12 protein-coding genes, 1 tRNA gene and 3 pseudogenes are annotated in these 12,672 nt (G+C 67.2%); 11 read left to right on the plus strand and 5 right to left on the minus strand.

Annotated elements, in window-relative coordinates:
- Positions 1–118: 118 nt before the first annotated feature.
- The gene (locus JWP83_RS01435) at positions 119–715 is read right to left on the minus strand and encodes a TIGR03086 family metal-binding protein (protein ID WP_297725035.1); all 597 of its coding nucleotides are present in this window, start codon (positions 713–715) and stop codon (positions 119–121) included.
- Positions 716–738: 23 nt separating this feature from the next.
- Between JWP83_RS01435 and JWP83_RS01440 the strand changes: the two genes are divergently transcribed.
- From JWP83_RS01440 to JWP83_RS01455, 4 genes and pseudogenes are all read left to right on the plus strand, one after another.
- Positions 739–1,563: a crotonase/enoyl-CoA hydratase family protein gene (locus JWP83_RS01440; protein ID WP_297725038.1), complete on the plus strand. Its 825-nt coding sequence runs from the start codon at positions 739–741 to the stop codon at positions 1,561–1,563.
- Positions 1,564–1,588: 25 nt separating this feature from the next.
- A complete protein-coding gene (gene lipE / locus JWP83_RS01445) occupies positions 1,589–2,824 on the plus strand; it encodes a lipase LipE (RefSeq protein ID WP_297725041.1) in 1,236 nt (411 codons plus the stop codon).
- A 30-nt stretch (positions 2,825–2,854) separates the two neighbouring features.
- Complete coding sequence (locus JWP83_RS01450; RefSeq protein WP_297725044.1) at positions 2,855–3,046, plus strand: hypothetical protein; 192 nt, start codon at positions 2,855–2,857, stop codon at positions 3,044–3,046.
- 47 nt (positions 3,047–3,093) lie between these two features.
- Positions 3,094–3,693, plus strand: a pseudogene (locus tag JWP83_RS01455) (hypothetical protein); the annotation flags it as partial.
- On the opposite strand, the pseudogene JWP83_RS01460 reads toward JWP83_RS01455, so the two are convergent.
- Together JWP83_RS01460 and JWP83_RS01465 are read right to left on the minus strand one after the other, a co-directional pair.
- Positions 3,692–4,066 (minus strand): annotated as a pseudogene (locus JWP83_RS01460) (hypothetical protein); the annotation flags it as partial. The pseudogenes JWP83_RS01455 and JWP83_RS01460 sit on opposite strands and share 2 nt — an antisense overlap.
- A 117-nt stretch (positions 4,067–4,183) precedes the next feature.
- Positions 4,184–4,270 (minus strand) — tRNA-Ser (locus tag JWP83_RS01465).
- A gap of 56 nt (positions 4,271–4,326) precedes the next feature.
- Between JWP83_RS01465 and JWP83_RS01470 the strand changes: the two genes are divergently transcribed.
- Positions 4,327–5,298: an NAD(P)H-quinone oxidoreductase gene (locus JWP83_RS01470; protein ID WP_297725047.1), complete on the plus strand. Its 972-nt coding sequence runs from the start codon at positions 4,327–4,329 to the stop codon at positions 5,296–5,298.
- A gap of 86 nt (positions 5,299–5,384) precedes the next feature.
- Here JWP83_RS01470 and JWP83_RS01475 read toward each other — a convergent pair whose 3' ends face one another.
- The gene (locus JWP83_RS01475; protein WP_297725049.1) at positions 5,385–6,581 is read right to left on the minus strand and encodes a cysteine desulfurase-like protein; all 1,197 of its coding nucleotides are present in this window, start codon (positions 6,579–6,581) and stop codon (positions 5,385–5,387) included.
- Positions 6,582–6,701: 120 nt separating this feature from the next.
- On the opposite strand from JWP83_RS01475, the gene JWP83_RS01480 reads away from it, so the two are divergent.
- The 6 genes and pseudogenes from JWP83_RS01480 to JWP83_RS01505 form a co-directional block, all read left to right on the plus strand.
- Positions 6,702–8,672, plus strand: coding sequence for a DUF6541 family protein (locus JWP83_RS01480; RefSeq protein ID WP_297725051.1), 1,971 nt, complete (start codon positions 6,702–6,704; stop codon positions 8,670–8,672).
- 12 nt (positions 8,673–8,684) lie between these two features.
- Complete coding sequence (locus JWP83_RS01485; RefSeq protein ID WP_297725053.1) at positions 8,685–9,227, plus strand: bacterial proteasome activator family protein; 543 nt, start codon at positions 8,685–8,687, stop codon at positions 9,225–9,227.
- 4 nt (positions 9,228–9,231) lie between these two features.
- A complete protein-coding gene (locus JWP83_RS01490) occupies positions 9,232–10,083 on the plus strand; it encodes an ABC transporter ATP-binding protein (protein WP_297725055.1) in 852 nt (283 codons plus the stop codon).
- Entirely contained in the window at positions 10,076–10,984 is a 909-nt protein-coding gene (locus tag JWP83_RS01495) for a glycosyltransferase family 2 protein (RefSeq protein WP_297725058.1), read from the plus strand. The genes JWP83_RS01490 and JWP83_RS01495 overlap by 8 nt, the downstream gene beginning before the upstream one ends.
- A complete protein-coding gene (locus JWP83_RS01500) occupies positions 10,981–11,811 on the plus strand; it encodes an ABC transporter permease (RefSeq protein WP_297725061.1) in 831 nt (276 codons plus the stop codon). Before JWP83_RS01495 ends, JWP83_RS01500 begins: the two co-directional genes overlap by 4 nt.
- Before the next feature lie 199 nt (positions 11,812–12,010).
- Positions 12,011–12,118, plus strand: a pseudogene (locus tag JWP83_RS01505) (type II toxin-antitoxin system VapC family toxin); the annotation flags it as partial.
- A gap of 46 nt (positions 12,119–12,164) precedes the next feature.
- On the opposite strand, the gene JWP83_RS01510 reads toward JWP83_RS01505, so the two are convergent.
- Positions 12,165–12,672 (minus strand): class I SAM-dependent methyltransferase (locus JWP83_RS01510; RefSeq protein ID WP_297725064.1); only part of this gene is annotated, 508 nt, incomplete at its 5' end.

Raw genomic sequence — 12,672 nt, forward strand, 5'->3', positions numbered from 1 at the left:
GGTCGGGAGCACACTTCGACCGGCGTCGACCGACGACGGCCTCGGTCCACGGCCGCTCCGCGGCGCCGGTGCCGGCGCGCCGACGACCGACGTCCAAATCGACCGCCGGACAGGTGGATTAGTCGGCGCGCTGCCCGGCGGGGTTGCGGCCGGTGAACGCGATCAGCTGGTCCAGCGCGCTGCCGTCCGCGGGCACGTCGACCGGCTCGTCGAACCCGGCGCTGCCACGCAGCTCCGGCCTGATGATTTTGCGCGCCAGCCCCAGCACGTATTCGGCCAGCGGTTCCGGGGCGTCTACGTCATGTCCCACGGCGACGGCGTAATCCCAAGCGTGGACCAGGAATTCGAGTGACATGATGGCGCACGCACCCTTAGCGGGCATCTTACCCTTGCCAAACGGCACGGTACCGTCCAGACCATGGCGATGCCAGGCATCTAAGGCCGGGCGCGCCGCGGCGACGACCTGCCGCTCCACCGAATCGCCCTCGTCGAGCTCTGGAATTTCCGCGCCCACCATGCCGCCGAGCGACGTGATCGAGTTCAGCAGGTGCCCGGTCAACCGCGTCACGTCGAACTCCCGGCAGGGCGTCTGGCGGGCCAGGTCGTCGGCGGCGATGGGGTGCAGGACTCGCTGCAACACACCCAGCGTGTCCTCGGCGCTGTGCAGCTCGTCGGTGGGTAGGGAATGAGGTCCGGGTCGCAAATCAGGAGCCATGTTTGCCACGCTACGGTCTCGATATGGGCGAAACATACGAATCCGTCACCATCGAAACCAAAGACCACGTTGCGCAGGTGACCCTGATCGGGCCGGGCAAGGGCAACGCGATGGGGCCGGCGTTCTGGTCGGAGCTGCCGGAGGTGTTCGCGGCGCTGGAGGCCGACCGTGAGGTGCGGGCCATCGTCATCACCGGGTCGGGCAAGAACTTCAGCTACGGCCTCGACGTGCCCGCGATGGGGAGCATGTTCGCCCCGCTGATGGCCGAGGGTGCGATGGCGCGCCCGCGCACAGACTTCCACGCGGAGGTGCTGCGGATGCAGAAGGCGATCAACGCCGTCGCCGACTGCCGCACCCCCACCATCGCCTCCGTGCACGGCTGGTGCATCGGCGGCGCCGTCGACCTGATCTCCGCGGTCGACATCCGCTACGCGAGCGCCGACGCCAAGTTCTCGGTGCGGGAAGTCAAGCTGGCCATCGTCGCCGACATGGGCAGCCTCGCCCGGCTGCCCCTGATCCTGAACGACGGACATCTGCGCGAACTGGCGCTGACGGGCCGGGACATCGACGCGTCCCGCGCGGAGAAGATCGGGTTGGTCAACGACGTGTTCGGGGACGCCGACGAGACGCTGACGGCCGCCCACGCGACAGCCGCCGAGATCGCGGCCAATCCCCCGCTGGCTGTCTACGGCGTCAAGGACGTCCTGGACCAGCAACGCACCTCGGCCGTGTCGGAGAACCTGCGCTACGTCGCGGCCTGGAACGCGGCCTTCCTGCCGTCCAAAGACCTGACCGAAGGCATCTCCGCCACGTTCGCCAAGCGCCCGCCGCAGTTCACCGGGGAGTAGCGGGCCCTCGGCTACCCTCGCTGAGGTGACTCCCGACGGCAGAATCCGCGTCCCGGCCGACCTGGACTCCGCGACGGCCATCGGCGAAGAGGACCACTCCGAGATCGACAACGCGGCCGTCGAACGGATCTGGCGGGCCGTGCGGCACTGGTACCAGGCCGGCATGCACCCGGCGATCCAGTTGTGCATCCGCCGGCACGGGCGCGTCGTGCTCAACCGCGCGATCGGTCACGGCTGGGGCAACGCGCCCACCGACGGGCAAGACGCCGAGAAGATCCCCGTCACCACGGACACGCCGTTCTGCGTGTACTCGGCGGCCAAGGGCATCACCGCGACCGTGGTCCACATGCTGGTCGAACAGGGACACTTCTCGCTTGACGACCGGGTCTGCGAGTACATCCCCAGCTACACCAGCCACGGCAAGCACCGCACCACGATCCGGCACGTGTTGACCCACAGCGCGGGTGTCCCCTTCCCCACCGGACCCAGGCCAGACCTTCGCCGGGCCGACGACCACGAGTACGCGCAGGAACAGCTCGGCAAGCTGCGACCGCTGTACCGGCCGGGACTGGTGCACATCTACCACGCGCTCACCTGGGGTCCGCTGATGCGCGAAATCGTCTACGCCGCGACCGGTAAAGACATTCGCGAAATCCTGGCCACCGAGATTCTTGACCCGCTGGGCTTCCGGTGGACCAACTTCGGGGTCGCGAAGGAGGACATCCCGTCCGTCGCGCCCAGCCACGCCACCGGCAGGCCCCTGCCGCCGGTGATCGCGGCGATCTTCCGCAAAGCGATCGGCGGAACCGTGCACGAGATCATCCCGTACACGAACAGCCCGGCGTTTCTGTCCACGGTGGTGCCGTCGTCCAACACCATCTCAACCGCGAACGAGATGTCGCGCTTCGCCGAGATCTGGCGTCGCGGAGGTGAACTCGACGGCGTGCGGATCATCAGCCCGGAGAGGATGTACGGCGCGGTGCAGGAGTGCCGACGGCTGAGGCCCGATTTCGCCGTGGGTCTGCAGCCAGCTCGCTGGGGCACCGGGTACATGTTGGGAACAAAGCGGTTCGGACCGTTCGGGCGCAACGCGTCGAAGGCTTTCGGGAACCTCGGCCTGGCCAACATCGCGATCTGGGCCGACCCCGAACGCGGTCTCGCCGCCGGCGTGATCAGCAGCGGCAAGCCCGGCCGGGATCCGGAAATCCGCCGGTACACCGCCCTGATGGACACCATCGCCGCGGAGATGCGCACCGGTTGAGGGCGCGCGGTGGTGGGAACACTGCCACGCATGGCTACGTATCGAGTGCTCAACCCGAAGGGCGACGTCGTCGCGACGGAGGACATCGAAAGCGCCGACAAAGCGCACGCATGGTTCGCCGACAACAAGGTCGAGGGCAACGAACTCGGCTGGCGCATGGAGGTCGAGCACGACGGCGAATGGCACTTCTTCGATGACAGCGAGGGCGATCGAAGCTATTAGGGCCTCGACAGGATTAGTGCCCCGACCGGTGGGGCAACCAACAAGGCATGGAATCTGAACGCTTCCGCAAGCTGCTGGACGCACCGGGGCCGTTCGCTTCGGTCTACTTCGACGACTCCCACGACACCCACGACGCTGAGGCCCAGCTCGATCTCAGATGGCGGGCGGTGCGCGAGGAGCTCGAGAAGCAGGGTGCCAGCCAAGCGGTCATCGACGAAATCGGAACCACGATCACGGACCTGCGTCCGCCGATCGGCCGCAGCGGGCGTGCGGTCGTCGCCAGTGCCGACGGCGTGGTGATCAACGAGCATTTGGCGCGGCCCGCAGCGGCCAGCATCGTCCGCGTGTCCGAATTGCCTTATATTGTCCCGATTCTCGAGCTGAGCTTCGATCACCCGGACTATGTGCTTGTCGTCGTCGACCACAGCGGCGCCGACATCACCACCCACATCGGGGGCACGCTGCATTCGGAAACCGTCGACGGCGGAGGCTACCCCGTACACAAGGCCGCCGGGGCCGAGACCGCGGGTTACGGCGACCCCCAGTTGCGCACCGACGAAGCCGCCCGCAAGAACGTGCGCGCAGTCGCAAACCGCGTCAGTGAGCTCGTCGACGACAAGGGTATCGAGGTGATCTTCGTCGTCGGCCCTGCTCGGACAGCACGTTCTCGTTGGGGGCAACGGTGGTCAGGCCTTCGTCGGCAACGACGGTGGCGTCCCCGACGTCTCCGACGATCAGTGTCTCGACCGCGCCCTGGCGCAGCGCCGAGCAGACCGGCCCGAGCCCCTCGGCAGCGAGCCCGGATTGCCGGCCGATCTCGGCGGTGAAGCGCCGTGCGGCGGCATCGATGGTCCGCAACTGGCGCGTGACGAACTCGTCCTCGATGGCCTGTTCGATCTCGCCGAAGTCGTGACCGCTGTGCCGCGCCCCGACCTCGAGCGCGACCGCGCGATCCCGCAACCGTTCCGGCAGCGCCGCGAGCAGGTCCGAACGCGCGACAAAACGTTGCGTGCCGACGAGGCGCTGCCCATGTTCGCGGTTTCGGTCGGGGCGTCGTTGGTGCGCACCGACGAACGGATCTCCCCGGCCGACGGCGTCGGCGCCGTGCTTCGCTACGCACCGACGCTGCACTGACGGCGGTGGCGGAGGGATTTGAACCCCCGGACGGTTTTAGCCGTCTCTCGCTTTCAAGGCGAGTGCATTAGGCCGCTCTGCCACGCCACCATGGACAAGGCTAGCTAAGGGTAACGGCGCCGGGGCGCCCTAGTAACGTCGCCGCTATGCGCGCGATTGTCGCCGGGTCCTCCGGTCAACTGTCCTGGCGAGAGGTGCCCGACGTCACCGCCGGACCCGGCGAGGTACTGATCAAGGTCGCCGCGGCCGGCGTCAACCGCGCCGACGTGCTGCAGGCCGCCGGCAAATACCCGCCGCCGCCGGGGGCCAGCGAAATCATCGGCATGGAGGTGTCCGGCGTCATCGCCGAGACCGGCCCAGACGTGACGGGATGGCCCGTCGGACAAGAAGTTTGCGCGCTGCTGGCCGGCGGCGGCTACGCCGAATACGTCGCCGTTCCCGCCGGGCAGGTGATGCCCGTTCCCGACGGCGTGGACCTCGTCGACGCGGCCGGCCTGCCGGAGGTGGCATGCACGGTGTGGTCGAACCTGGTGATGGTCGCGCACCTGTGCAAGGGCCAGCTGCTGCTGGTGCAGGGCGGGGGCAGCGGCGTCGGCAGCCACGCGATCCAGGTCGCGCGTGCCCTGGGAGCCCACGTGGCCGTCACCGCCGGATCGGCGGACAAGCTGGAGTTCTGCCGCGAGCTGGGCGCCGAGATCACCATCAACTACCGCGACGAGGACTTCGTCGCCCGGCTGCGGGAGGAGACCGACGGCGCCGACGTGATCCTCGACATCATGGGCGCCGCATATCTGGACCGCAACATCGACGCCCTGGCCACCGACGGGCAGCTGATCATCATCGGCATGCAGGGCGGGCTAAAGGGCGAGCTCAACATAGGCAAGCTGCTGGCCAAGCGGGCGCGGGTCATCGGCACCACGCTGCGGGCTCGGCCGGTGACCGGCCCGAACAGCAAGACCGAGATCGTGCAGGCGGTGACGGCGTCGGTGTGGCCGATGATCGCCGAGGGCCGGGTGCGGCCCATCATCGGCGCGCGCGTGCCCATCCAGCAGGCCGGTGAGGCGCACCAACAGCTGGTGGCGGGCAAGGTGAGCGGAAAGATCGTGCTGACCGTCTAGCGGCCGCTCGCGGGCGTAACCTGGCTGCGATTTCTGGGCTGGATTTTCGCCGTGGCGTTACGTTCGCGGCCTGACCTCACCCGATCTCACCCCAACGACGCCAGCGCCCGCACCAATTGGTCGACCTCGGCCGTCGTCGAGTAATGCGCCAGGCCGACGGTGACGGCACCGCCCACGTCGTTGAGGCCCAGTACGTCGAGCGCGCGGGAGGTCTCGTTCGAGATGGCCAGAATGCCGTTGTCCGCCAGGCGCTGCACCACGCGTTCGGCGGGCACGTCCTGCAGAGCGAAGCTGACCACCGGAATCCGGGCCTCGGGACGGCCGATCACCATCACCAGCGGCAGCGACCGCAGCGACACCATCAGGTAGTCAAAGACCCGGTTCAGGTACGAGGTGGCGGACTGCGTTGAGACCGACAGGCGTTCGCGCCGGCCGCCGCGGGCCGACTCATCGAGTGACGCGAGGTACTCGATGCTGGCGACCACCCCGGCCAGCAGGCCGAACTGATGCGCGCCAACCTCGAGGCGCGCCGGACCGGCGGCGTGGGGATCGGTCGAGACCGCGCTGAACGTGTTGATCAGCGCCGGATCCCGGAATACCATCGCGCCGATCGGGGGCCCACCCCATGCCAGGGCGTTCACCGCGACCACGTCGGCGTCCGTCTCTTTGACGTCGAGCAATCGGTACGGCGCGGCCGCGGAATGGTCGACCACCACCAGCCCGCCGACGTCGTGCACCAGCTTCGTCATCGCCCGCAGATCGGTGACCGTGCCCAGCGTTGCCGACGCCGACGCGACCGCGACGAGCCGTGTCGACTTCCCGATCAGGCTCTCCCACTGCCACGTCGGCAATTCACCCGTCTCGACGTCGATCTCGGCCCACTTCACCTTGGCGCCGTAGCGGTGTGCCGCGCGCAGCCACGGGGCGATGTTGGCCTCGTCGTCGAGTCGGCTCACGATCACCTCGTAGCCCAGGCCGGCCCGCGACGTCGACGCCTCGGCCAGCGATGACAACAAGATGGCGCGATCGGCGCCGAGGACGACGGCCGCCGGGTCCGCGTTGAACAGGTCGGCGACCGCCGCGCGCGCCGCGTCGAGCACGGCGGCGCTGCGCCGCGCCGACGGGTGCGCACCCACGGTGGTGGCGCCGGACCGGCGAAACGCCGTCGACACGGTGGTCGCAACGGAATCCGGAATGAGCATGCCAGTCGGCGCGTCGAAGTGCACCCATCCGTCACCCAGCGACGGATGCAGTCCGCGCACCCGGGCGACGTCGTAAGCCATGCCAGCCACCTTAAAGCTTCCGCAATTCCGCGAAATTGTGACGGTAGCGGGTGCCCCTTCGGCGTCCCAGCCAGACCGAGGCTTGACGAGCCGAGTCACCCGGCCAGCCATACTAGTCGAGTGGGGCTTTGGATCGGAACGCTGCTCGCACTGTTCTTGCTGATCACGCCCGGGACGATCGTCGCACGCATCACCCAGCTAACTTGGCCGGTCGCTATCGCCGTTGGCCCGGCGCTGACCTATGGCGTGGTGGCGCTGGCGATCATTCCCTTCGGTGCGCTCGGAATCCCTTGGAACGGTTGGACTGCGCTCGCCGCGCTCGCGGCGGTGTGCTTGGTGGCGACGGGTTTGCAGCTGCTGCTCGCCCGCTACCGCGACCCCGAGGCCGAAGCCCGGGGGGTCGGTCGCTGGCCGGCGGTGACGGTGGCCGCCGGTGTGCTGTTGGGCGCCGCGCTGATCATGTGGGCCGGCTATCGCGGCCTGACGCATTGGCAGTCCATCCCCAGCACATGGGACGCGGTCTGGCACGCCAACGAGGTGCGCTACATCCTCGACACGGGCCAGGCGTCGTCGACCCACATGGGCGAGCTCCGCAACGTCGAGACCCACCAGCCGCTGTACTACCCGTCGGTGTTCCACGCCCTGACAGCGGTTTACTGCCAGCTCACCGGCGCCGCGCCCACCACCGGCTACACCCTCACCTCGCTGGCCGCGTCGGCCTGGCTGTTTCCGTCTGGCGCGGCCACGCTGACCTGGTTCCTGCTGCGCCCCATCAGCAGCCAATGGCGCGCCGCGGCCGTGTCCGCCACCGCCGCCGCGCTGTCGGCGTCGTTCACCTCGGTGCCCTACGTCGAGTTCGGCGTCGCGGCGATGCCCAACCTGGCCGCCTACGGCGTCGCGATCCCGACGTTCGTTCTGATCGCCTCGACCCTGCGGCACCGCGACCGCATCCCGGCGGCCGTGCTGGCGCTGGTGGGCGTCTTCTCGGTGCACCTGACCGGTGGCTTCGTCGTCATCCTATTCCTGCTGGCCTGGTGGCTTCTGGAGGCCCTATGGCATCCGGTGCGCGGCCGCCTCGCCGACCTGCAGACCCTGGCCGCCGTGGCCGTGCCCACCGCCGCGATCCTGGCGCCGCAATTCATCGGCGTGCTGAGGCAGGCCGACATCATCGCCGGGCATGCGTTTCCCAGCTTCAAGACCGTGAAGCAAGGGGCGATCGATGCGCTGCTTCTGCACACCCGCCACCTAAACGACTTCCCGACCCAATACAGCCTGGTCGTGCTGGCGGGCATCGGCATGGCGATCCTGCTGTACAAGAGGATCTGGTGGCCACCCGCGCTCTGGTTGGTGCTGACCGTGGCGGTCATCTACTCCGGGGCGCCGTTTCGCAATCCCCTCGGCCGCACCATCGAAGCGTTCAGCCAGTTCTTCTACAACGATCCGCGACGGCTCACGGCCGTGGTGACGATGCTGGCGACGCCCATGGCGGGCATCGCGCTGTTCTCGATCGTCGTGGGCGGCGTCGCGGTGGCCAAACGGCTGACCGACCGGTTCACCAGGCTGCCCGCCCCGGCCTGGACCGCTGCCACGGTGTTCCTGCTGGTGGTGGCCACCGTGCTCACTGGCCGGCAGTACCTCTATCGGCACCTGGTCCTGTTCGGCGACAAATACGACTCGGTGATCATCGACCAGCGAGACCTGATGGCGATGGCCTACCTGGCCAAGCTGCCCGGTGCCCGCAACACGCTGATCGGCGACTCCAACGTCGACGGCACGGCGTGGATGTACGCGGTGGCCGACCTGCACCCGTTGTGGACGCACTACGACTTCCCGCAGCAGAGCGGTCCGGGCTACTACCGCTACATCTTCTGGATCTCCGCGCGCAAGGGCGATTCCGATCCGAGGGTGGCCGAGGCGATCAAAGCGCTCAATATCAGATACATCCTGACCAGCACGCCCAACGTGAGAGGGTTTACCACGCCCGAAGGACTAATGTCTCTGGAGAGATCGAAGTCGTGGACGATGATCTACGACAATGGCGGGGCTCGAATATACGAATGGCGCGAAGACACCGCGGCACCGCACCCTTAGACGCACAAGAGGATGGTGAATGCATTGACTAGCGGCAACGACGGCCCAGATGCGGACGGCGTCGAGGTCATAGGCGGCGTCGATCCGCGGATCATGGCGCCGCACGACGCCGACGACGACGCCGACGGGCGCTCCCTGACCGACCTGGTCGAGCAGCCGGCCAAGGTGATGCGGATCGGCACGATGATCAAGCAACTACTCGAAGAGGTGCGCGCCGCACCGCTGGACGAGGCCAGCCGCAACCGGCTGCGCGAGATCCACGCCACGAGCATCCGCGAGCTCGAAGAGGGCCTGGCGCCGGAACTGCGTGAGGAGCTCGACCGGCTCACCCTGCCGTTCAACGAGGACGCCGTGCCGTCGGAAGCCGAATTGCGCATCGCCCAGGCGCAGCTGGTCGGCTGGTTGGAAGGGCTGTTCCACGGCATCCAGACCGCGCTGTTCGCTCAGCAGATGGCCGCGCGCGCCCAACTCGAGCAGATGCGCCAGGGCGCCCTGCCGCCGGGAATCAGCCGGCCGGGCCACGGTCCGGGTTCGGGCACCGGGCAATACCTGTAAACACATGACGCTGCCGGGTCCGGGTCCTCATATCGAGACGTGCGACGCGTGGGTGGAATTTCCCATCTTCGACGCCAAATCGCGATCGTTGAAGAAGACTTTTCTGGGCAAGGCGGGCGGCACCATCGGTCGCAACAACTCCAACGTCATCGTCATCGAGGCGTTGCGCGACATCACGATGACACTCGAGTTGGGCGACCGGGTCGGTCTCGTCGGCCACAACGGGGCCGGGAAATCGACGCTACTGCGGCTACTTTCGGGCATCTACGAGCCCACCCGCGGCTGGGCGAAGGTCACCGGCCGGGTCGCGCCGGTCTTCGATCTCGGGGTCGGCATGGACCCGGAGATCTCGGGTTACGAGAACATCATCATCCGCGGCCTGTTCCTCGGGCAGACCCGAAAGCAGATGATGTCCAAGGTCGACGAGATCGCGGAGTTCACCGAGTTGGGTGACTACCTGTCGATGCCGCTGCGCACCTACTCCACCGGGATGCGGGTCCGGCTGGCGATGGGCGTGGTGACCAGCATCGATCCCGAGATTTTGCTGCTCGACGAGGGCATCGGAGCGGTGGACGCCGACTTCCTGAAGAAGGCCCAATACCGGTTGCAGCGTCTGGTGGAGCGCTCCGGAATCCTGGTGTTCGCCAGCCATTCCAATGAATTCCTGGCCCGGCTGTGCAAGACCGCGATGTGGATCGACCATGGCGTCATCCGCATGTCCGGGGGCATCGAGGACGTGGTGCGCGCGTACGAGGGTGAGGACGCGGCCCGCCACGTGCGCGAGGTGCTGGAGGAGACCGAGCGCGAGACCATGACAGAAAAGCCGTTGGCACAAAGAGCATCCGGGGATGAGTGAAAAGATCTTCGCCGTCGTGGTCACCCACCGGCGCCCCGACGAACTGGCCAAGTCGCTGGACGTGCTGAGCAGCCAAACCCGGTTGCCGGACCATCTGATCGTGGTCGACAACGACGGTGACGGCCGGGTTGGTGATCTGGTTGCGGGCCAACCCATTTCGACAACCTCCTTGGGATCGCGCCGAAACCTCGGTGGTGCGGGAGGTTTCGCGCTCGGCATGTTGCACGCGCTGGCGCAGGGTGCCGACTGGGTGTGGCTCGCCGACGACGACGGGCGACCCCAGGACTCCCACGTGCTGGAGACGCTGCTGGCCTGCGCCGAAAAGTACGGCCTGGCCGAGGTGTCGCCGATGGTGTGCAACATGGACGATCCAGAGCGGCTGGCCTTTCCGTTGCGGCGCGGGCTGGTATGGCGCAGGCACACAAGCGAATTGCGCACCGAGGCCGGGCAGGACCTGCTGCGCGGCATAGCGTCGTTGTTCAACGGCGCGCTGTTCAGGGCCTCCACATTGGAGACGATCGGCGTCCCCGACCTGAGGCTGTTCATCCGCGGCGACGAGGTGGAAATGCACCGCCGGCTGGTTCGCTCCGGCCTGCCGTTCGGAACCTGCCTGGACGCGATCTACCTGCATCCCTGCGGATCCGACGAGTTCAAGCCGATCCTGGGTGGCCGGATGCACACCCAATACCCCGACGACGCCACCAAGCGGTTCTTCACCTACCGCAACCGCGGCTACCTGCTGTCGCAACCGGGACTGCGCAAGCTGCTGGCCCAGGAATGGGTCCGGTTCGGCTGGTTCTTCCTGGTCACCCGCCGCGACCCCAAGGGCCTGTTTGATTGGATTCGGTTGCGCCGCTTGGGGCGTCGCGAGCGATTCAGTAAGCCTGGAGGAACGACATGACGTTTGTCGATGCGGCCGCGCAGTCGCGGACCTTTACCCGCGCCCGAGGCGATCTGGCTGACGGCTTTCGTCGCCACGAGCTGTGGCTGCACCTGGGCTGGCAGGACATCAAGCAGCGCTACCGGCGCTCGGTGCTCGGGCCGTTCTGGATCACGATCGCGACCGGCACCACCGCCGTCGCGATGGGAGGGTTGTATTCCAAGCTGTTCCACCTGGACCTGGCGGTGCACTTGCCCTACGTCACGCTCGGGCTGATCATCTGGAACATGATCAACGCCGCCATCCTGGAGGGCGCCGACGTGTTCGTCGCCAACGAGGGGCTGATCAAGCAGTTGCCGACGCCGCTGTCCGTGCACGTCTACCGGCTGGTGTGGCGGCAGATGATCCTGTTCGCGCACAACATCGTCATCTACGTCGTCGTCGCGATCATCTTTCCCAAGCCGTGGTCGTGGGCCGATCTCTCGGTCATCCCGGCCCTGGCGCTGATTGTGCTCAATTCCATCTGGGTGTCACTGTGTTTCGGCATCCTCGCGACCCGCTACCGCGACATCGGTCCACTGCTGTTTTCGGTCGTGCAGTTGCTATTCTTCATGACGCCGATCATCTGGAACGACGACACGCTGCGGCAGCAAGGCGCCGGGCGCTGGTCGAGCATCGTCGAACTCAACCCGCTGCTGCACTATCTCGACATCGTCCGGTCCCCGTTGCTGGGCGCCCACCAGGAACTGCGGCACTGGGCGGTGGTGTTGGTGCTGACGCTTGTCGGCTGGGTGTTGGCGGCGTTCGGGATGCGGCAGTACCGCGCCCGGGTGCCGTACTGGGTCTAAGCCCGCCGCCGGGTGGCGATTGGGCGACCGTCCCCTATCCGCTGGGTCTCACCCATCCGTCGAATCTCAAACTACTGTGCCGCTACCATCACCGATTGGCTGAAGAACCTTTTAACCTGCGCCAGACGCCGGTGTCGCTGTGCTGTGTCGCAGCCGGGAACGTGTCCGCACCGAAGTTACCTTCTGGATATGCCGGACCAACCTCGTTGCGCTCATACGCCAGCACGGCATCTCCAGGATCTGGAGTCACGACCGAGACTTCCGCAAGTTCGAGGGGATCGCGGTGCGTGATCCGTTGGTCAACTGAGTCTTGAATTCGACGTTGTTTGGCTTTAATTCGGGATCTAACAGTTTTACCGGTGGGCCACCACGATCTGGTAGGGGGGACGGAAAGCACTCCTGCGCAGCTGAAGGGTGATCGCCGGGTCGGCGTGCCGGGCCAATGCCCGCAGCGCCGACGGGCTGTAGGTACCCAGCGATGCGATGAACGCGTCGTGCGTGACCGGAGCCACCATCGCCAACGGCAGCATCGACGCCATCCGCAGGATGTGCAGTAATGACGGTGGGCGCGGAATGTCGATGATCAGCAGTTTGTCGGCGACGCGGGTGCCTTCGGCGAACAGTCGGGCGGCTCGCGGCGGCGGCAGGTGGTGCAAGGACAGCGCGAACACGGCGAGGTCGTAGTCTCCATCGGGCGCGTCGATGGCGGTGGCGTCCATCTCGCGGACCACCGTGCGCGGGTGCCTGCCAAGGTCACCGGCGGCGATGGCGGCCACCGACGTGGGCTCGAGGTCGGTGACCGTGACGTGGGCGGTGGGATGCATCTTCAGCAGCGTTCGCGACAGCCCGCCGTGGCCGGAG

Source organism: Mycobacterium sp. (genome assembly GCF_025965855.1).
Classification (GTDB): Bacteria; Actinomycetota; Actinomycetes; order Mycobacteriales; family Mycobacteriaceae; genus Mycobacterium.